The sequence below is a fragment of the Planosporangium flavigriseum genome, from assembly GCF_011947225.1.
GTDB classification, from domain to species: Bacteria; Actinomycetota; Actinomycetes; order Mycobacteriales; family Micromonosporaceae; genus Planosporangium; species Planosporangium flavigriseum.
The window spans coordinates 150150-170050 of record NZ_JAATVW010000003.1 but is presented as its reverse complement, the minus strand read 5'-3'; the positions used below and the strand labels follow the sequence as shown (position 1 = coordinate 170050).

Genomic DNA, 19901 nt, shown 5'->3' with positions numbered 1-19901 from the left:
TGCATGGGGGTGACCATCCGCACCGCCGGCCGGCGGGACCTCGACGACGTCGTGGCGTTGGCGGCTGAGCTGTTCGCCGAGGACGCGGGGCAGCGCGACCCGCACACCGATCTGGACTGGCCGCGCCGGGCGGGGCACGAGTACTACGGCGGCCTGCTCACCGGGCCGATCACCCGGTGCTGGCTGGCGGAGGTCGACGGGACGACCGTCGGCTACCTGCTCGGCAGGATCAAGCGGGAGTGCACCGTGCGGCCGGTACGCGTGGCGGAGTTGGAGTGCATGTACGTGCGGCCGGAGTACCGCAGCGCGGGCGTCGGGGCCGCACTGGTCGCCGAGTTCGTCGAGTGGGCACGTGGCCGGGGCGCGAAGGTGGCGGCGGTGACCGCGTACGCCGCCAACGACCGGGCGCTGGCGTTCTATGCCCGTAGCGGCTTCACCCCGAGCACCGTCCATCTCGAGGTGGATTTGTAACGCCGTACGCGAACCGGTCGGTCTGTTGCTCGACCGCCAGTCGCTGCCGGGGAATCCGCCGGTCCGGCGCCGGCTGAGGCTGTTCGCGGTGGAGCACTGCCAATCCGCGCTTGAGTTGCCGCTTCAAGCGCGGTGCCAGCGGCCGTTCGACGAACCGGTGCACCAGCCAGGCCAGCGCCAGCATCGCCGCTACGACGGCGATGAGGAGTACCTCGTGCGGTAGCGCCCGGTGGAAGCGTTTGATCAACGTCCAGCCGATGACCTCGTGCAGGAGGTAGAGCGGGTACGTGAGGGCGCCCGCAGTGGTCAGCCAGCCCCAGTCGGCCCCGGACGACCGCCCGAACGCGATCGCCATGACCAGTAGGTAGAACGCGAGGAGCAGGACGCTGACGACCCAGGCGGACCCGTGCGCGCCGGTCACCTCGGTCATGTCGCCCAGCTTGTCGCTCAGCCGCAACTGGCCCAGCAGGTAGCAGGCGGTGAGGAGGGACCAGAGCGCTGCGTTCTGGCCGAACCGGTACATCAGGTAGACGGTCACGCCACCGAGGAAGAAGCTCAGGTTCTCCGGCTGGATCGCCATGCGCAGCGCTTCGTTGTCCGTGTTCCTGGCCGCGGCGGCGGCGACAGTTCCCAGGACGCAGAAGGTCACGACGCGTCGGTAGGTGACGCCGCGCCAAACGACCAGTGAGAACAGCAGGTAGAACCGGAGTTCGGCCCAGAGGGTCCAGTAGACCGCGTCGATATGGCCGACGCCGAGCGGTTCCTGCAGCATCGTCAGGTTGATCAGGAACTGCGTGTGCGTCGGCGGGCCGTCGATCAGTGGTAGCGCGGTGATCACGGCGGTGGTGATCACCACGCAGGCGACGTACGCCGGGTACAGCCGCACCACCCGCGAGATCACGAAGTCGCCCAGCGAACGCCCCCATGCGCTCATGCAGATGACGAAGCCGCTGATGATGAAGAACAGCTGCACGCCGGTCCAGCCGTACGACACCACCGGGTGGGTGGTGGGGAAGAGGTGAGGGGTGGGCTGGCCCCAGGCCCGCGTGCCCTGTCCGATGTAGTGGTAGAAGACCACCGTCAGGGCCGCGACCAGTCGAAGGCCATCGAGGGGGGCGAGTCGTGTCGACCGCTCGATGACGCCGGCCGGCTTGGTCACATCAGTCTCCGTCTGTCCGGGTCTCGATCGTCCGGCGAGGATGACGCGGGCAGGCGCGGGGTTGGCCGCTGGGAAAGCGGGTCTCGACGGGCTTTGCCTTCTGTCATGCCCAGCAGGGCCCGTCGAGTCACGGTAAGCTGGATCACTCCCTTATTGCATATCTTTTGCAACAAAGTAGAGTCGGCGATAAGCCGCCGGGAGGGGAGCACGCATGCACATTCCAGACGGGTACCTGAGCCCGCAGACCTGTGCTGCGGCGTTTGTCGTAGCGGTCCCGACCTGGGCGGTCGCGGCCAACCGGGTGACGCGGGTGGTCAAGACCCGCAACGTGCCGACGCTCGCCGTCTTCGCCGCGCTCAGCTTCCTGGTCATGATGTTCAACATCCCCATCCCGGACGGCACCACCGCGCACGCCGTCGGGGCGGTGATCATCGCCATAGCGTTGGGCCCATGGGCGGCGGTCATAGCCGTCTCGGTGGCGCTGCTGTTTCAGGCGCTGCTCTTCGGCGACGGCGGGGTCCTGGCCTTCGGCGCCAATGCGCTCAACCTGGCGATCCTCATGCCGTTCATCGGGTACGGGGTCTACCGGCTCATCGCCGGCCGCTCGCCGCTGACCTCGACGCGCCGGATCGCAGCGGCCGCGATCGCCGGCTACACCGGTATCAACGCCGCCGCGCTCGCCACCGCGGTCGAGATGGGCATCCAGCCCGACCTGTTCCACACCGCGTCCGGCGCCCCGCTGTACTCGCCGTACGGCCTGTCCCAGACCATCCCGGCGATGGCGCTGGCCCACCTCACCATCGCCGGCGCCGCCGAGGCGATCCTCACCGGCGGGGTCTTCGCCTACCTGGCCCGTACCGATCCCGCTCGGCTGGCCGCCACCCACCGGGACATCCCGGCGACCGCCGGCGACGCGCCCGCGCCACGCGCTCGGCGGCTCACCCCGGCGCGGATGACGCTGGGCTTCGTCGCCCTCATGGTGCTCCTCACCCCGCTCGGCCTGCTCGCGCCGGGAGGCGCGTTCGGCGAGGACGCGCCGCACGACCTGAACCTCCGTGAGCTGGGCCTGAGCGCTATCCCGGCCGGGCTGGCCAAGTACAACGGGTTCTGGAGCCACACGCTGCTCGCGGACTACGGATTCTCCGACGGCCAGCACGCCGGCCTCGCGTACCTCCTGTCCGCGATCATCGGCATCGCCGTCGTGGCCGCCGTGATCTTCGCGATCAGTACGTTGATCGAGCGGGTGGCCCGCCACCGCGAGGTTGGCAAGCCGGAGACCGCATGAGCTCCGCGGTCCAGACCCGACGCGCGCCCGATTGGCTGCTGCGCGGCGAGGCGGGCCTGGGCCCCTGTGGCTGCGGCGGGACCCGGCGGAAGGGCTCCTTCCTGGAGAAGACCCTGTCCGGCGGCGCCGGCCTGCTGCGCCAGGTCATGTTCAGCGAGGACGTCGCCGGCCGGCCCGGGCTGCTCCAGCGGCTCGACCCCCGGCTCAAGGCGGTCTCCCTGGTGGTCCTGCTGGTCGCCGTCGGCCTGGTCCACCACGTCAGCGTGCTGGTCGGCGCGTACGCCTGCACCCTGGTCCTCGCCGCCGCGTCGAAGCTGTCGATCGGGTTCTTCGTCAAGCGGGTCTGGCTGTTCGTCCCCGTCTTCACCGGGATCGTCGTGCTGCCGGCGACGCTGTCGATCGTGACGCCGGGGGAGGTCGTGCTGCCCCTCTGGCACTGGCACGGCGCGCCGCAGGGGTTCACGGCGCAGGGGCTCACTACCGCCGCGCTCGTCGTCAGCCGGGTGGCCACATCCGTGTCGCTCGTCGTCCTGCTGACCCTGACCACGCCCTGGACCAGGCTGCTCGCGGCGCTGCGCGCGCTGGGCGTACCGCGGATCTTCATTTTGATCATCGGCATGGCCTACCGGTACGTGTTCCTGCTGCTCGGTACGGTGACCGAGATGTACGAGGCCCGCAAGGCCCGGACGGTGAGCGGCGGCCGGCACGACCGCGCCGCCCGCCGCTTCGTCACCGCGTCGGCCGGTGCGCTGTTCGGCCGGGCCGGGCACCTCTCCGAGGAGGTCCACATGGCGATGGTGGCCCGGGGGTACCGGGGCAACGCCCGGACCCTGCACACGTTCCGGCTCGCGCCGGCCGACGCCCTCGCCGCGGCGGTCGTGCTCGCCGCCGCGGTGGCGATCTACGGAGGGGATCTGCTCCTTGGACGGTAGCGACATGACCGCCGGCGAAGTGGTCTTCGCCTGCCGCGACCTGCGCTACAGCTACCTCGGCCGGTTCCCGGCGCTCGACGGCGTCTCCCTGGACATCCGCCGGGGCGAGAAGGTGGCTCTGCTCGGCCCGAACGGCTGCGGCAAGTCCACCCTGCTCAAGCTCCTGGACGGACTGATCTTCCCGGACAGCGGCACGTTCACCGCCTTCGGCCAGGAGGTCACCGAGGACAACCTCGAAGACGAGCAGTTCTCGGCCGGCTTCCGCTCCCGCGTCGGCTTCGTCTTCCAGAACTCCGACACCCAGGTCTTCTCGCCGACCGTACGCGAAGAGGTCGCCTTCGGCTGCCTCCAGCTCGGCATGTCGGTCATGGAGACGGCCGCCCGCGTCGACGACGTGCTCGCGATGCTCGACATCAGCGACCTTGCCGACCGGGCGCCGTTCCAGCTCTCGGGCGGGCAGAAGAAGCGGGTCGCGATCGCCTCGGTGCTGGTGATGAACCCGCAGGTGCTGCTGTTCGACGAGCCGACGGCGGCGCTCGACCCGCGTACCCAGGCGTGGCTGATCGAGCTGATCGGACAGCTGGGTGCCGCCGGCAAGACGATCGTCCTGGCCACGCACGACCTCGACGCGCTGGACGCGATCGCCGACCGCTGCCTGGTCTTCGCCGAGAACCACACCATCGCCCACGCGGGCGCGCCGGGCGAGATCCTCGCCGACCGGGACCTGCTGCTGCGGGCCAACCTCATCCACGAACGCAGCCGGGTTACGTTCTAGAGCGCTCACGAGCCAGCCGCACCGAGTCTCAGCGCGCCAACCGCACGTATCCCTTGCGCCCGATCGCCTCGATGTCCCAGCGGGTGCCGAACGCCTTCAGCCCCTTGATCGCGACCCGTCCGATCTCCTCGGGCACGCAGGGGTCCACGGTCACCTCGCGCGCGACGGGCTCCAGGCCGAGCATCGTGCGCAGGTAGATCAGCGGCGCGCCGGTCGCCCACGCCTGTGGGCTGCAGGCCGTCGGGTACGGGATGGGGAAGCTTCCGTAGCGGCGGTCGTATCCGGAGAACGCCTCCGGCAGCCGGTGGTTGGAGTAGGACGCCGCGTCGATCTGGGCCATCGCGACGCGGTTGGCCTCGTCGCGGAACCCGTACCGCAGCATGCCCATGACGACCAGTGAGGTGTCGTGCGGCCAGACCGTGCCGCGGTGGTAGCCGATCGGGGAGTACGCCTTGTCGGTCGTGGCCAGCGTACGGATGCCCCAGCCGGAGAAGAGCTGGTCGGACATGAGCTGCCCGACGACGGTGCCGGCGCGGTCTTCAGGCACGATGCCCGACCACAGCAGGTGACCCATGTCGGACGTCATGGAGTCGATGGGGCGCTTGTCGCCGTCGAGGCCCAGCGCGTAGTAGCCGCCCCGCGCGTCGATCCAGAAGTCCTCGTTGAAGCGCACGCGCAGCTGCTCGGCCTCGTCACGCAGGGTCTTGGCATGCGCCGGGTTGCCGAGCGGGCCGTCGGCGAGCTCCGCGACGCGCATCTTCGCGTCGTAGACGTACCCCTGGATCTCGCAGGTGGCGATGGGCAGTGGCGGAATCTTGCCGTCGGAGTACAGCACCCCGTCCCACGAGTCGCGCCAGCACTGGTTGCCCAGCCCCTGCGGCGAGCGGGTCTGGTACTCCACGTAGCCGTCGCCGTCCCGGTCGCCGTGCAGGTCGATCCAGTCCAGGGCGGCCTGCACGTTGTCGCGCATCGACCGGACCAGCGCGTTGTCGGCGGTCCACCGCCAGTACTCCGACAGCAGGATCAGCCACAGCGGCGTCGCGTCGGCGGTGCCGTAGTACGGGTTGTGCGGGCGCAGGCCCAGCTGAGTCAGTTCGCCGGTGCGTACCTCGTGCAGGATCTTGCCGGGCTCCTCGTCCCGGAAGTCGTTGCACTCGTCGCCCTGGAACGCCGCCAGTTCGACCAGCGCGCCGCGGGCCAGGGAGTGGCCGATCGTGAGGGTCTGGTACGCGGTGATGATCGTGTCGCGGCCGAAGAGCGTCAGGAACCAGGGCAGCCCGGCGGCCGGCAGGATCGCCCTCTCGTCGCCGGCGCGGGTCGGGATACGCAGCGCGGCCAGGTCGTTCTTGGTCGTGTCGTAGATCAGTTCGAGCGTGCGGCAGTCGCTTTCGAGGCGGGCCACGTTCGCGCGCCAGTCGTTGACCGGGTCGCCGGTCCGGCTGATGAACGTACTGAAGTCGTGCCGCGTCGGCGCGATCTCCCCGGCGTCGAACTCGCCGGCGAAGGGGATGTGCAGGTCGCAGTCCCACTCGCCGCCCTCCGGCAGCTCCACGTCCCAGATCAGGTCGTCGCCTTCGATCCGGTTGGCGGGTGGTGTGGCGAACACGTCCGTACGGGCCTCGAAGCCGTTGTTGCGGTACACCAGGGAGACCCGCGAGCCGTCCGGCGCGTGCTCGTGGGCGATCTGCTGGGACCGGTTGCGGACGACCTCCTTGATCTCGAAGAGGTCGGCGAAGTCGCTCGCGGCGGCCATCCGCACCTCGAGCCGTACCGGGCGGTCGGCGAAGTTGCGCATCTCGATCCGCTCCCGCATGCCACCGCCCATGACCCGCTGCCGGCGTACTCCGATGGTGTTGGCGTCGAGGCCGGGCATCTCCGGGTTGGTCAGGAAGAACGCCGCGTGGAAGTGCTCGACGATTCCGGCGCGGAGGGGGAGCAGTCGGGCGTCGTTGACGGTGAGCACCCACTTGTCGAGCAGCCGGGTGTCGGCGCTGACCAGGCCGCCGATCGTGCCCGGGGGCACGTCACCGACCGAGTCGGAGTACATGAAGCTGCGGCCCTCCAGGACGGCGAGCGCGTCCTGGCCGAGTTCTGGCGGGATCTGCCGTAGTTCTTCGTCCAGGTAGCTGAGATCGGGGCCCTCGCCGGGCATCGGGTCGGCAGGAGTCGGACGGCGAGTGCGGATGTCTTGGGCAGTCATGGCGCTTCCCTCCGGGTGCGGTCACCCGTGTGTCGTACCGTGTCAGACGGTTTCGGGAGGCGTCTTCACCCAGGTCGGGTGGTCTAGGCCGTGGTGATGTGCACGAGGTCGCCCGGGGCCACCCCGAGCGCCACGACGGCCCGGCCGCCGTTGATGGCGATCGCGACCCGGTCGGCGGAGTCGACGTAGACGACCAGCGCGCCGGGCGTCGCCTCGCCGAACGTCACCACCCGGCGGGCGCTGACGCCGCTGATGCGCAGCAGCTCACCGAGGCGGTCGAGGGTCTCACCGGGCGCCGCGAGTTGCACGTTGCCGAACCGGTCAACCGTCGACACCTCGGCCTCCAGCCAGCCGTCGCCGACCATGACGATCGGCTCCGGCAGCCGTACGAGGGTCGCGGGGTCGATGTCGGTGCCGGCGTCGGCCAGGTCACCGCCGGCCGCCAGTCGGGCGGCGACCGGGGCGAAGATGTCCCGGCCGTGGAACGTGGGGGAGACGGGGTCGGCGAACCACTCGGCGTTGTCGAGGGCGACCGCGCGCCGGATGCCACCCAGCGCGTCAGCGGCGGGCGGCAGCAGCCCGTTGTCCGGGCCGACGAGCAGGCCCTGCGCCGCCTCGATGGCCAGACCGCGGCGCGCCGTGCCCACGCCGGGGTCGACCACGGCGACGTGGACCGCCGCTGGAAGGTAGGGCACGGTCTGCGCCAGCACGGCGGCGCCCCGGGACACGTCCGCCGGCGGCACCTGGTGCGTCACGTCGATCACCCGCACCGCCGGGGTGATCCGCGCGATCACGCCATGGCAGGCCGCCACGAAACCGTCCGACAGGCCGTAGTCGGTGGTGAAGCTGATCCAGTCGTACCCGGCCATGGAGCTGAGACTATCGGCTCGGCCCGACGATCCGGCAGGTAAGCCCGCGTCCGTTGCCAATCTGGGAAGACGCTTGGAATCCTCCGGGAGGTTGCCGACAGTTTTGAACTATCCCGCGATTGGTTCCCGGCTGGCGGTAGCGCCGGCTCGTGATCGGGTACTGGGTCTTCAAAATTGCGACGGCGATCGTGCAAGCCATGCTGTTCGGGGCGATCTTGGCGTGTGCCGTCATACCCCCTGCGCTGGGCGTCGGACTCGTGGCCAAGACGGCGATCGACTCGTACGAGAAGATGCCGCAGAACCTGCGGACCCCGCCGCCGGCACAGACGTCGTACCTGTACGCGAAGGACGGCAAGACGCTGATCACGGCGTTCTACGAGGAGTACCGGACCGACGTCAAGCTGCCGGAGATCGCGCCGATCATGCAGAAGGCGATCGTCGCGTCCGAGGACAGCCGCTTCTACCAGCACGGCGGCGTCGACCTGAAGGGCGTCGTGCGCGCCCTGGTGGCCAACCGGGGCAGCGGCCAGGTGACGCAGGGCGCGTCCACCCTGACGATGCAGTACGTCCGGAACGTCCTCAAGACCGATCCCGGCCTGACCGACGAGGAGCGGCGGCTGGCCACCGTGGAGACCACCGAGCGGAAAGTACAGGAGATGCGGTACGCGCTCGCGCTGGAGCGGAAGCTTTCCAAGCACGAGATCCTCCGGCGGTACCTGAACATCGCGTACTTCGGCGCCGGTGCGTACGGCATCGAGGCGGCCGCGTGGACGTACTTCTCCAAGCCGGCCAAGAAGTTGACCTTCGCCGAGGCGGCGATGATCGCGGGCCTCGTGCAGTCGCCAGAGGTCGACAACCCGATCGACGGCGACCAGAAAATCACGATGGAGCGCCGCTCGTATGTGCTGGACGCGATGGCGAAGATGAAGGTCATCACCGCCGCGCAGGCCAGGCAGGCGAAGTCCCAGCCGCTCAACGTCCGCCAGGGCACGCAGCCGCCGAACAAGTGCGTCGCGGTCGCGCCCGAGCACATCGACTGGGGCTTCTTCTGCGACTACTTCCACCAGTGGTGGCGGTCGCAGCCGGCCTTCGGCGCCTCGACAGCGCTGCGGGACTACAGCCTCAAGCGGGGCGGGTACCGCATCGTCTCGTCGTTGGACCCCGACGTGCAGGCCTCCGCGCTGCGCGAGTCGCTGGCCGTCTACCCGTACGGCAACGCCCGCGCCCTGCCGCTGGCCGTGGTCCAGCCCGGCACCGGGCGGGTGCTCGCCATGGCCGTCAACCGCTACTACAGCCTCAAGCCGAACCCCGACAACGCCCCGTACCCGAACACCGTCAACCAGTTCGTCGCCGGTGACGACAACCTGGCCGGCTACCAGGCGGGATCGACGTTCAAGATGTTCACCATGCTCGCGGCGCTCGACAGCGGGCTTCCGCTGTCCACCTCGTTCGTCGCGCCGTCTCCGCTCGTGACCCACTGGATCAGCGGTGCCGCCAGTTGCGGCGGCCACTACTGCCCGCCCAACGCGAACCCCGGGTGGATGAACGGCCTGCGCACGATGTGGGACGGGTTCGGGCGCTCGGTCAACACCTACTGGGTGTGGCTGGAGGAGAAGATCGGTGCCGACAAGGCGGTCGCGATGGCGAAGAAGGTCGGCATCCAGTTCCGCTCCGAGGCGGACGCGCGGATCGCCGACGAGCATCCCGAGGACTGGGGACCGTTCACCCTCGGCGTCTCCCAGACCACCCCGCTGGACCTGGCCAACGCGTACGCGACGGTCGCGGCCGAGGGGATGTACTGCCCGCCGCTTCCGGTCCTGTCGATCACCACGCCGGACGGTCGGAAGCTGCCTGCGGGTGACCCGTCGTGCAAGCGGGTGGTGAGCGAGGACGTCGCCCGCGCGGCGACGGACGCGGCCCGGTGCCCGATCGGCCAGCAGGCGTTCTACGGCAAGTGCAACGGCGGCACCGACGACGCGATCTCCGGCATCGTCGGCCGGCCCGTCGCGGGCAAGACCGGTACCTCCGACGGCGAGAGCACCGAGAGCTTCGCCGGCTTCACTCCGCAGGTCGCCGCCGCAGCCACCGCGGTCAACCCCGACAACCCACAGGACGCGGTGGGCGGCGGCGTGTCCTCGTCAGTGGACCAGGCGGTGGCGAAGACCATGGTTGACGCGATGGGCGGGCTGCCGGTCGTGAACTTCAACCCACCGAGCCAGGCGATAGCGATGGGTATTACTTAATCTTTTCCTGCGACCGTGGACACGTGGACCGGCCATGGCCGGTCCACGTGTCCACGACCTGTTCAGGGCAGCTGCGGCGCGATCTCCGAGGCGATGACGTCGAGGTGATCCAGGTCGGTCATGTCGAGGATCTGCAGGAACAGCCGGGTCGCCCCCGCTTCCGCGTACTGCCCGATCTGGTCGACCACCTGCGCCGGGGTGCCGTAGAACGGGTACTCCGGCGGGATCCGGCCGATCACCTCGGCCCGCTTGCGCGCCTCCGCCTCGGTGCGCCCGCAGGCGATCGTCTGGGCGGCTGAGAAGACCGGAAGCTGGTCGCGACCCTCCCGCTTGCACGCTTCCGTGACCCGCTCGTACATCTGCGCGGTTTCGTCCACTGGGGCGAACGGCACATTGAACTCGTGGGCGTACCGGGCCGCCAGCATCGGCGTCCGCTTGGCGCCTTTGCCTCCGATGATGACGGGCGGCCCCGGGTCCTGCACCGGCTTCGGCAGCGCGGGCGAGTCCTCGATGCGGTAGTGGGTGCCGTCGAAGTTGAAGCGTTCGCCGACCGGGGTCGTCCAGAGCCCGGTGACGATGGCGAGTTGCTCCTCCAGCCGGTCGAAGCGCTCCTTGACCGGCGGGAACGGGATGCCGTACGCCTTGTGCTCGGGTTCGTACCAGCCGGCGCCCAGCCCCAGTTCGACCCGGCCGCCGCTCATCTGGTCGACCTGCGCGACGCTGATCGCCAGGGGGCCGGGGTAGCGGAACGTCGCCGACGTCACCAGCGTGCCCAACTTGATCCGGGACGTCTGCACGGCGAGGGCGCCGAGCGTCACCCAGGAGTCGGTGGGGCCGGGGAGCCCGTCGCCCTCGCCCATGACGAGGTAGTGGTCGGAGCGGAAGAACCCGTCGAACCCCAACTCCTCGGCGTGCCGCGCGATCCGGAGTTGATCGTCGTACGAGGCGCCCTGCTGGGGCTCGGTGAAGATAACGAGTCGCATGCCTTCACCTTGCCACCTTTCATGATTAGGGGGACGAGCGCAGGCGCAGGCCGCGCGGGGTGGCCCGGAATCCGGCTGCCGCCAGCGCATCGCCGAGCGGGGAGGAGAGGATCCCCTCGCCGTCGGCCCGCTCCACCGACATCGCGCCGAGCGCACCTGCGTGGACCGCCTCCGCGAGCGCCTTCGCGGCGGCGGCCAGCGCGTCCGTGTCGTCGACAAAGGACAGCAGGGTACGCCCGCCGCGCTCCACGTACAGCGCCAGTTCCCCGTCGACGAGGACGGTCAGCGCACCAGCCTTGCGCCCCGGGCGGTGGCCCGCGCTCTCGCCGTCGCCCGCGTCGACGACCCGCTCCGGCCACGGCAGCGCCGCTCCGTACGGGTTGGCCGGGTCGGTGGCGGCCAGTACCAGGGCGCCTGCGTCGTGGTCGCGGGCGCGCAGCCGGTCGACCGCTCCGGGCAGGGCGAACTGCGCCGCCCCGAGCCCTTCGACGAAGTAGCCGCGCCGGGCGGCGCCCCGCTCCTCCAGGGCGGAGAGCACCGGGTAGACCCCGGCAAACCCGCCGGGCACGCCTTCGCCGGTCACCGCGCCGCGGGTCACCACGCCGTGTCGCTCCAGGAGGGCATCCGCGAGCGTCGCGGCGCGGCGGGTGGGGTCGGTGTCCCGCTCGGGCAGCCGGTACCAGCGCCCAGCCGCGGTGGGCGGGCCGGACCGCAGGGCGGACAGGGAGGACATCGAGGGGCGGCCGGGCCGGCGGTACCGCGAGCGCGGCGCGGTCGGCCGGGACCGGTGCGCTCCGCCGCTGCTCAACCGCGCCCGCAGCGGCGCGAGGGTGTCGTTGGCGAGGTGGCCGGCCCAGACCAGGTCCCACACGGCGGTGAGCAGGTCGTCGTCGCTGACCCCGCCGATGCGGTCGGCGAGGGACCGGAAGAAGAGGGCCTGGCCGCCGTCGAGCGCGTCCAGCACCGTCTCGTGTACGGGTGACGTGGGGCCTTGCGGGTCTGGCGGTGCGAGCACCAGCGGCGCGGCGTCGGCGAACGCGAGGCTGACCCAGCCGTCGCCGCCCGGGATCGAACCGGCGCCGGCCCACACGACTTCACCGGCGGCGCACAGCTCGTCGAGGTACGCGGGGGAGTAGTCGCGGACCCGCGCCGGCAGGACGAGCCGCTCCAGCGCCGAGGCCGGCACCGCGACGCCCTGTAGCTGCTCGATCGCGGCGGCCACCGCGTCGATGCCGCGCGCGTTCCCGCCGACGTGCTGCCAGGCCGGCAGGAAACGGGCCAGCGTGCGCGGCGGCACCGGCTCGATCTCGCGGCGCAGCGCCGCCAGGGAGCGCCGGCGCAGCAGGCGCAGCACCTCCGCGTCGCACCACTCCGAACCGGCCCCGGCCGGGGAGAACTCGCCGGCCACCATCCTTCCTGCGGCCGACAGCCGCTTGAGCGCCTGCTCCACCACGAACACGCCGAGCCCAAATCGCTCGGCGCAGGCCACCGCGGTGAAGGGGCCGTGGGTGCGCGCGTACCGTGCGACGAGGTCACCGAGCGGGTCGGCCACGGGCTCGAGGTACGCCAGCGGAAGCCCGACCGGCAGCGCGACGCCGAGCGCGTCGCGTACCCGTCCGGCGTCCTCGACGGCGAGCCAGCGCTCCTCGCCGGCGATGCGTACCCGGATCGCCCGCCGCGCCGTCTCCAGTTCGCGCAGCCACTCGAGCTGCGCCCCGCGTTCGGCCGCCTCCGCCGGGGAAAGGTCGCCCAGGAGGCGCAGCATCTCGGCGGCGTCCTCGGCGTCGCGCGGCACGCGTTCGGCCGCGAGCCACTGCAGCCGGCGCTCGGTCTCGGTGACCACGGCCGGGTCGAGCAGGTCGCGCAGTTCGACCCGGCCGAGCAGCTCACCCAGGAGCGTGGTGTCCAGCGCGAGCGCCGCCGCCCGCCGCTCGGCGAGGGGCGCGTCGCCCTCGTAGAGGAACGCACCGACGTACCCGAACAGGAGGGACCGGGCGAACGGCGACGGCCGGGGCGTCTCCACCTCGACCATGCGGACCTTGCGGGCGGCGAACTGCCGCATCACCTCGACCAGGCCCGGCACGTCGAACACGTCCTGCAGGCACTCCCGCGCCGCTTCGAGGGTGATCGGGAAGTCGGCGTACTCGCGGGCGACGTCGAGCAGTTGGGCCGAGCGCTGGCGCTGCTGCCACAGCGGCTGGCGGCGGCGCGGGTCGCGGCGGGGCAGCAGCAGCGCGCGGGCCGCGCACTCGCGGAACCGGGCGGCGAACATCGCGGAGGTGCCGACGGTCTCCTCGACGATCTGGGCGATCTCGTCGGGGTCGAACGCCACCAGGTCCGCGCCGGGCGGTTCGTCGACCACATCGGGTAGGCGCACCACGATGCCGTCGTCGCTGGGCAGCACCTGCCCGTCGACGCCGTAGCGCTCCGCGAGCCGCCGCCCGATCGCCAGGGCCCAGGGCGCGTTGACCCGGGCGCCGAGGACGCAGTGCACGGCCAGCCGCCAGTCGCCCAGCTCGTCACGGAACCGCTCGACGATCACGGTGCGGTCGTCGGGCACGTGCCGGGTGGCCTCCCGCTGCTCGCTCAGGTAGGCCAGCAGGTTGTCGGCGGCCCAATCGTCGAGGCCACCCTCGCGCAGGCGGTGGCCTGCCGCGTCGTGGCCGAGCCGGATCAGCTCGCGCAGCCGGGCGCCGATCGCCCGGCCCAGCTCGATCGGGCGGCCCGGCGAGTCGCCCTTCCAGAACGGCATCCGCGCCGCGGCGCCGGGCGCGGGAGAGACGAGCACCCGGTCGGGGGTGATGTCCTCGATGCGCCAGGACGTCGAGCCGAGCAGGAAGACGTCGCCGACGCGCGACTCGTACACCATCTCCTCGTCGAGCTCACCGACCCGTTTGCCTGACTCGGCGCCGGCGAGGAAAACCCCGAACATCCCCCGGTCGGGGATCGTGCCGCCGCTGGTCACCGCCAGCCGCTGCGCTCCCGGACGGCCGGTCAGCAGGTCGGCGGCGCGGTCCCAGACCAGGCGGGGGCGCAGCTCGGCGAAGGCGGTCGACGGGTATCGCCCGGACAGCATGTCGAGCACGCCGGTGAACGCCGACTCCGGCAGCTCGGTGAACGGGGCGGCCCGGCGCACCACCGCGGCCAGCTCCGGAACCGTCCATGGATCCATCGCCACCATCGCGACGATCTGCTGGGCGAGCACATCGAGGGGGTTGCGCGGGTAGCGCAGCTCCTCGATGGCGCCGCCGGTCATCCGCTCGCTGACCACCGCGCAGGACACGAGGTCGCCGCGGTGCTTGGGGAAGACCACGCCTCGCGACACCGCGCCCACCTGGTGGCCGGCCCGGCCGATGCGCTGCAGGCCGGCGGCGACGCTCGGCGGCGACTCGATCTGCACCACCAGGTCGACCGAGCCCATGTCGATGCCCAGCTCCAGGCTGGACGTGGCCACGACGGCGGGGAGCTGCCCGGACTTGAGCGCCTCTTCGATCTGGCGCCGCTCCTCGCGCGAGACGCTGCCGTGATGGGCCCGCGCGACGACCGGCGGCGCGCCGGTGGCGAGGCCGGACTGCGCCATGACCTCGGCCGGCATCCGGCCCGCCGGCTGAGCTCCGGCCGGAAGTGGTACGGGCGCCTCGCCGGCCTGCTGCGCGGCGAGTTCGTTGAGGCGGGCGCAGAGCCGTTCGGCGCCCCGGCGGGAGTTGGTGAACACGATCGTGGAGCGGTGCGACCGGATCAGGTCGAACACGCGCTCCTCCACGGCCGGCCAGATGGAGGCCCGGCGCGGCCCGTCCGGGTCGAGGTCGTCGCCGACCACCTCGTCGAGCCGGGTCATGTCCGCCACCGGGACCTGGACGCTCACCTCGATCGTCTTGGCCGTGCGGGGCTGGACGACCTGCACCGGGGCCGCGCCGCCGAGGAACTGGGCGGTCTCGGAGATCGGGCGGACCGTGGCCGACAGCCCGATCCGCTGCGCCGGCCGGTCCAGCAGCGCGTCGAGCCGCTCCAGCGACAGTGCCACGTGGGCTCCCCGCTTGGTCGAGCACACCGCGTGGACCTCGTCGACGATCACCGTCTCGATCCCGCGCAGCGCCTCTCTTGCAGCCGAGGTGAGCAGCAGGAACAGCGATTCGGGGGTGGTGATCAGGATGTCCGGGGGCCGGCGGGTGAACGCCCGCCGCTCGTCGGCCGGGGTGTCCCCGGTGCGCATGCCGACCGTGAGATCCGGGGGCTCGAGCCCGAGCCGGGAGGCGGCCTGGCGGATGCCGGCCAGCGGCGCCCGCAGGTTGCGCTCCACGTCGACCGCGAGCGCCTTGAGGGGGCTGACGTAGAGCACCCGGCACCGGCGGGCCGGCTCTGCCGGCGGGGCCTGGGCCAGCCGGTCGAGCGACCACAGGAACGCGGCGAGGGTCTTGCCGGAGCCGGTCGGTGCGACGACGAGAGCGTGCTGGCCGGCCGAGATCGCCTCCCACGCGCCGGCCTGGGCAGGCGTGGGCGCGGCGAAGGCGCTTTCGAACCAGGCCCGGGTCGCCGGCCCGAACCTTTCCAGCACGGTCATGGCGCCAATGGTGCCTCGCGGGTACGACGATTCGCGTCGCCGGTGTGGTCGCGGGCGTACCGGAACGGCACAGCCCGAAAACACGCCTCGGTCGGAAAGGGTTAAGTCGGTTCAGCGTGGTTAAAGAGGGCTGCGTGACCGACCTGTCTACCCAGCCTGGCCAGCCCCGTGTCAGCGAACCGCGAAACGGGTCCTGGAAGCCGCGCCGCGGCAACAGCGATCTTGATCTCACCGAATTCCCGCCGTTGACCTGGTCCCGTACCGGCATCCGGCAGAGCCTCGACGAGCTGTACGCGTGGGCTGAGCGCCTCGCGGTCGAGGCGATCGGGTGGTACGTGACCGAGAAGCGGCGCAAGTCGCACTGGTCGCGTACCCTCCGCGCCCTTGCTCTTGCCCTGACGATCACCGGCGCCATCGTTCCCGTCGTGGCACTGAGCGCCGGTCGCCCCGCCGCCGGGAACTGGGGCTTCCTGCTGCTCGCGCTCGCGGCCGGCTGCGCCGTGTACGACCGGTTCTTCGGGTTCACGTCGTCCTGGCATCGCTACACCGCCACGGCGGCCTCGCTGCGCAGCCAGTTGATCGAGTACCAGGCCGAGTGGGCCAGGGAGATGGTCATCCTGTCCTCGCGCGAGCCGGACCGTAACGACGCCGTCCGAATGATCGACTTTGTCCGGGCCTTCGCCTGGAACGTCAATGACACGATCCGTACCGAGACCGAGGCGTGGCTGACCGAGTTCGACACCCGGATGACCGAGTTCGAGTCGCGGCTGCATCGGACCGAGGGTGCGGTGGCCCGGCGGGACGCCGCTGCCGCCGTGATGCTGCCCGGTCCGCACCGGCACTCGGAGGACGGCCCCGAGGCCGTCCCGGCCCGACCGCGCGGCGGAAACCGGGTCGGCGAGCACTAACGCCAGCGGGTCGGCGAGCACTGACGCCAGCGGGTCGGCGAACGCTGGCGCCAGTGGGTCGGCGAGCACTGGCGCCAGCGGGTCGGCGAGCACTGGCGCCAGCAGGTCGGCGAGCACTTACGCCAGCGTCGATGCGATCACCGAAGCGGACCGCCAGGCGATCACCAAGGCAGCCGCTGTCGGGCCCGTCGCAGTCGTATGTCAGGGTCCCTGCCATGGAGATGGACTCGTTCTGGCACCTCATCGAGGGCTCCTGGCGCCATACCGCCGACCCTGATGAGCGGCTGGAGTGGCTGGCGGCGCAGCTCAGCCAGCTTCCACCAGGCGAAATGGTGGATTTCCAAGTCTGGCTCGACCGGCTTCACCGGTGGGCCGACAGCTGGCAGATGTGGGGCGCCGCGTACCAGATCTGTAACGGATTGTGTTCAGACGATAGCTTCTGGTATTTCCAGGCCTGGTTGGTTGGGTTGGGACGCGACGCGTTCGAACGGGTGATTGTCGACCCGGACGCCCTCGCCGATCTGCCGCAGGTTCGCCGCCTCGCCGGTCGCCCGGTGGACAGCTGGTCCGACGACGAATGGCCGGAGTGGGAGTCGCTGGACTACGTCGCAGGCCCGGCGTATGCGCAGGTGACCGGCGAGGAGGACGGCTTCGACGAGGCGCTGGAGGCGCGGGGGCACGACACTGCGCTGTCCCCGGAGCCGACCGGCGAGCGCTGGGACTTCGACGACGCCGACGAGGTGGCGCGCCGGTTCCCCCGCCTCGCCCGGCTGTTCCCGCGCAGTGACCGCCCCAGGGTGTCGGGCCTCGGGGCGGAGACGTTGGGGCAGGGGCCGGACGAGGGCTTCTTCTTCACCCAGTTGGCCGGCGGGCGGTAGCCTGCCCCACCGGAACGACGCCGGTCAGGCGCGTTCGAGCCGCTCCGACAGTCGCTGCCGGGTAGCCGGCCACTCGTCGACGGTCATCGAGTACAGGACGGTGTCGCGCCACGTGCCGTCGGGGTGCTGGCGGTGGCGACGCAGGATTCCCTCCCGGCTCGCGCCCAGGCGCTCGATCGCCCGCTGGGACCGCTCGTTGCGGATGTCGGTGTGCCACTCGACCCGCTCCGCGCCGAGCGTGTCGAACGCCCGGCTCAGCAGCAGCAGTTTGGACTCGGTGTTGACACCGGTACGCCACCAGGGCCGGCCGATGAACGTGTATCCGATCGCGACCGCCCGGCGATCGGGGTCGATGCTGTAGAAGGACGTCGTGCCGATGACCTCGCCGGTCGTCGAGTCCCGCTGGACCCACGGCACCCGGGCGCCCGCGTGCCACGCGTCCAGCGCGCCCGCGACGATCGCCGCCATCTCGTCCCGGTCGGCCGGGCGGCGGTTCGACAGCCAGCTCCACACCTCGTCGTCGGCGGTGGCCGCGAACAGCTCGTCCACGTGGGACAGATCGAGCGGTTCGAGGGTGACGTGGTTGCCCCGCATCGTGGCCTGGTCCAGCCAGGGCGACCGGGCCGGCCGCAGGTAGGCCGGGACCGGTACGGTCACGCCCGCGTCAGGCTGCGGAGAGCCGGGTACGAGCCGCAGCGGTACGACGCCGGCCCAGTGCGGCAGCGCGTAGTCGGCCGGATCGTCCTTCACCCCGCCGGCCCGTACCTTCGCCGAGACCTCACGCAGGGGCAGCGCCAGCACCGCCGTCTGGGTCAGTTCCCGGTCCGTCGGTGGCCGGCTGTCGGCGGCCCGGCCGGCGCCGAGCTTATCCATGAGGGTGTTGAGGATCCGCCGCTTCTCGTTCTCGTCCTCGACCAGCCGGGCAACGCCATGGGCCACCACCGACCGGTAGTTGGCCGAGTGGTCGAACTGGGAGCGAGCCAGGACCAGGCCGTCGAGCAGGGTCACCGCGACGGACACCGGCAGGCCGGACGGGCCGCGTGCGGCCAGCAGCGGCCGGCTCCCGGTCGAGCCGTGCACGTAGAGCGTGTCGTCGACGCGTACGTGGAGGGTGGGCAGTACCCGCGGTTCGCCGTCGACGACGAAACCCAGGTGGCACAGGTACGCCTCGTCGAGGATCGCGTGCACGACATCGGCGTCGTAGCTCAACCGGTCACGATAGCGAAGCGCGGTCGTCCGAGGGGTGGTCGCGTACATTGCGCGCCCTCCAATGTTCTAGTACAATCTTCGATCTGTGTCAGTACATTATCAGATCACTGGATCGACGGCGGCGGAGATTTCGGGGAGTGTCGAAGCCGGCGTGCGTGACGGTGGTCTCGTCGCCGGCGCCGCGCTGCCTCCGGTGCGTGGCCTCGCCGCGACGCTGGGGGTAAGTCCGGCAACCGTCGCGGCGGCGTACCGGACGCTGCGGGAACGCGGGGTGATCGAGACCGCCGGCCGGGCCGGGACCAGGGTCCGCGCCCGGCCGGCGCTGCAGCCCCGGCAGGCCCGGCGGTTGCCCGTCCCGCCCGGCGCGATCGATCTGTCCAAAGGTGAGCCCGATCCGCGCCTGCTGCCCTCCCTGCGCGGCGCCCTGCGCCGGATCGATGGCGACCCGGTCGGGTACGCGTCCGCCGGCCCGCTGCCGGAACTGCTCGACCTGGCCCGGGAGCGGCTCGCGCCGGTCAAGGCGCCGGCGCTGACCATCACGTCCGGCGCCCTCGACGGCATCGAGCGCGCGCTGGCGGCCCATCTGCGCCCGGGCGACCGGGTCGCGGTCGAGGACCCCGGCTGGGCCAACCTGCTCGACCTCATCGCCGCGCTCGGGCTCACTCCGGTACCGGTGCCCGTCGACGACGACGGCCCGACCGAGGCCGGCCTCGCGGCGGCCCTGGCCGGTGGCGTCCGCGCTGTCATCGTCACCGCCCGCGCGCAGAACCCCACCGGCGCGGCCGTGAGCCGTGGCCGGGCGGCTGAGCTTCGGGCGCTGCTGCGCCGCCACCGCGACGTCCTGGTCGTGGAGGACGACCACGCCGCCGAACTGTCTCCGGTGCCGCTGCACCCCCTCGCCGGGGCGACCGGCTCGTGGGCCTTCGTCCGCTCGGTGTCCAAGCCGTACGGGCCTGACCTGCGGCTGGCCGTTATCGCCGGCGACGAGACGACCATCGCGCGCGTGGACGGGCGCCTGCGCCTCGGCGCCGGTTGGGTGTCGACCGTGCTGCAACGACTGGTCCTGGACCTCTGGCGGGATCCGTCCGTGCCGCCACTGGTGCGCGCCGCGGCCGAGAGCTACGCCGCGCGGCGGGAGGCCCTGCTGGCCGCGCTGCGGTCACGTGGACTGTCCGCACACGGCCGGACCGGCATCAACGTCTGGGTACCGGTCGCCGACGAGACCGGTGCGGTGGCCCGGCTGCGCGACGACGGGTACGCCGTCGCACCCGGCGCGCTGTACCGCATCGCCGCGCCGCCGGGGCTGCGGATCACCGTCAGCCCGCTCGACCCGGCACGGATCGAGCCGCTCGCCGACGCCGTCCTGCGGGCTGTCCGCCCAGGTCCGGCTACGCGATCCGCATAGCTGTCGTACCCCAGGGGTAGAAG

14 protein-coding genes are annotated in these 19901 nt (G+C 71.5%); 8 read left to right on the top strand and 6 right to left on the bottom strand.

All coding sequences use genetic code 11. From position 1 onward, the window contains the following. Nucleotides 1-3: 3 nt before the first annotated feature. Entirely contained in the window at nucleotides 4-471 is a 468-nt protein-coding gene (locus HC028_RS05860) for a GNAT family N-acetyltransferase (protein ID WP_168073707.1), read from the top strand. Here HC028_RS05860 and HC028_RS05855 read toward each other — a convergent pair. Then, nucleotides 434-1630, bottom strand: a complete 1197-nt coding sequence (locus HC028_RS05855) for an acyltransferase family protein (RefSeq protein WP_203981193.1) — start codon at nucleotides 1628-1630, stop codon at nucleotides 434-436. The two genes, HC028_RS05860 and HC028_RS05855, sit on opposite strands and share 38 nt — an antisense overlap. Nucleotides 1631-1841: 211 nt before the next feature. On the opposite strand from HC028_RS05855, the gene cbiM reads away from it, so the two are divergent. From cbiM to HC028_RS05840, 3 genes are read left to right on the top strand one after another with little or no spacing between them, the layout of a single operon-like run. Next, the gene (cbiM, locus tag HC028_RS05850) at nucleotides 1842-2915 is read left to right on the top strand and encodes a cobalt transporter CbiM (protein ID WP_168073706.1); all 1074 of its coding nucleotides are present in this window, start codon (nucleotides 1842-1844) and stop codon (nucleotides 2913-2915) included. Continuing rightward, nucleotides 2912-3847 carry a cobalt ECF transporter T component CbiQ gene (gene cbiQ / locus HC028_RS05845; protein WP_168073705.1) on the top strand — a complete coding sequence of 312 codons (936 nt, stop codon included), beginning with the start codon at nucleotides 2912-2914 and terminating at the stop codon, nucleotides 3845-3847. The genes cbiM and cbiQ overlap by 4 nt, the downstream gene beginning before the upstream one ends. A 4-nt stretch (nucleotides 3848-3851) precedes the next feature. After that, nucleotides 3852-4622: an energy-coupling factor ABC transporter ATP-binding protein gene (locus HC028_RS05840; protein WP_168073704.1), complete on the top strand. Its 771-nt coding sequence runs from the start codon at nucleotides 3852-3854 to the stop codon at nucleotides 4620-4622. 28 nt (nucleotides 4623-4650) lie between these two features. Here HC028_RS05840 and HC028_RS05835 read toward each other — a convergent pair whose 3' ends face one another. Together HC028_RS05835 and HC028_RS05830 are read right to left on the bottom strand one after the other, a co-directional pair. Continuing rightward, complete coding sequence (locus tag HC028_RS05835; RefSeq protein ID WP_239075365.1) at nucleotides 4651-6822, bottom strand: amylo-alpha-1,6-glucosidase; 2172 nt, start codon at nucleotides 6820-6822, stop codon at nucleotides 4651-4653. Between the two features lie 83 nt (nucleotides 6823-6905). Then, nucleotides 6906-7691 carry an SAM hydrolase/SAM-dependent halogenase family protein gene (locus HC028_RS05830; RefSeq protein ID WP_168073703.1) on the bottom strand — a complete coding sequence of 262 codons (786 nt, stop codon included), beginning with the start codon at nucleotides 7689-7691 and terminating at the stop codon, nucleotides 6906-6908. Between the two features lie 197 nt (nucleotides 7692-7888). Here HC028_RS05830 and HC028_RS05825 point away from each other — a divergent pair, with 197 nt between their 5' ends. Next, nucleotides 7889-9934, top strand: coding sequence for a transglycosylase domain-containing protein (locus tag HC028_RS05825; protein ID WP_168074201.1), 2046 nt, complete (start codon nucleotides 7889-7891; stop codon nucleotides 9932-9934). A 62-nt stretch (nucleotides 9935-9996) separates the two neighbouring features. Here the strand turns inward: HC028_RS05825 and HC028_RS05820 are convergent, their stop codons facing one another. After that, a complete protein-coding gene (locus tag HC028_RS05820) occupies nucleotides 9997-10917 on the bottom strand; it encodes an LLM class F420-dependent oxidoreductase (RefSeq protein ID WP_168073702.1) in 921 nt (306 codons plus the stop codon). A gap of 25 nt (nucleotides 10918-10942) precedes the next feature. Continuing rightward, nucleotides 10943-15478, bottom strand: a complete 4536-nt coding sequence (locus tag HC028_RS05815; RefSeq protein ID WP_168073700.1) for an ATP-dependent helicase — start codon at nucleotides 15476-15478, stop codon at nucleotides 10943-10945. Nucleotides 15479-15612: 134 nt separating this feature from the next. Here HC028_RS05815 and HC028_RS05810 point away from each other — a divergent pair, with 134 nt between their 5' ends. Then, the gene (locus tag HC028_RS05810; protein ID WP_168073698.1) at nucleotides 15613-16386 is read left to right on the top strand and encodes a DUF4231 domain-containing protein; all 774 of its coding nucleotides are present in this window, start codon (nucleotides 15613-15615) and stop codon (nucleotides 16384-16386) included. Nucleotides 16387-16601: 215 nt separating this feature from the next. Then, nucleotides 16602-17264: a DUF4240 domain-containing protein gene (locus HC028_RS05805; RefSeq protein WP_168073696.1), complete on the top strand. Its 663-nt coding sequence runs from the start codon at nucleotides 16602-16604 to the stop codon at nucleotides 17262-17264. A 24-nt stretch (nucleotides 17265-17288) separates the two neighbouring features. Here HC028_RS05805 and HC028_RS05800 read toward each other — a convergent pair whose 3' ends face one another. Continuing rightward, nucleotides 17289-18521 carry a bifunctional pyridoxamine 5'-phosphate oxidase family protein/GNAT family N-acetyltransferase gene (locus tag HC028_RS05800; RefSeq protein WP_168073694.1) on the bottom strand — a complete coding sequence of 411 codons (1233 nt, stop codon included), beginning with the start codon at nucleotides 18519-18521 and terminating at the stop codon, nucleotides 17289-17291. 37 nt (nucleotides 18522-18558) lie between these two features. On the opposite strand from HC028_RS05800, the gene HC028_RS05795 reads away from it, so the two are divergent. Beyond that, entirely contained in the window at nucleotides 18559-19878 is a 1320-nt protein-coding gene (locus HC028_RS05795) for an aminotransferase class I/II-fold pyridoxal phosphate-dependent enzyme (RefSeq protein WP_168073692.1), read from the top strand. The last annotated feature ends 23 nt before the right edge of the window (nucleotides 19879-19901 follow it).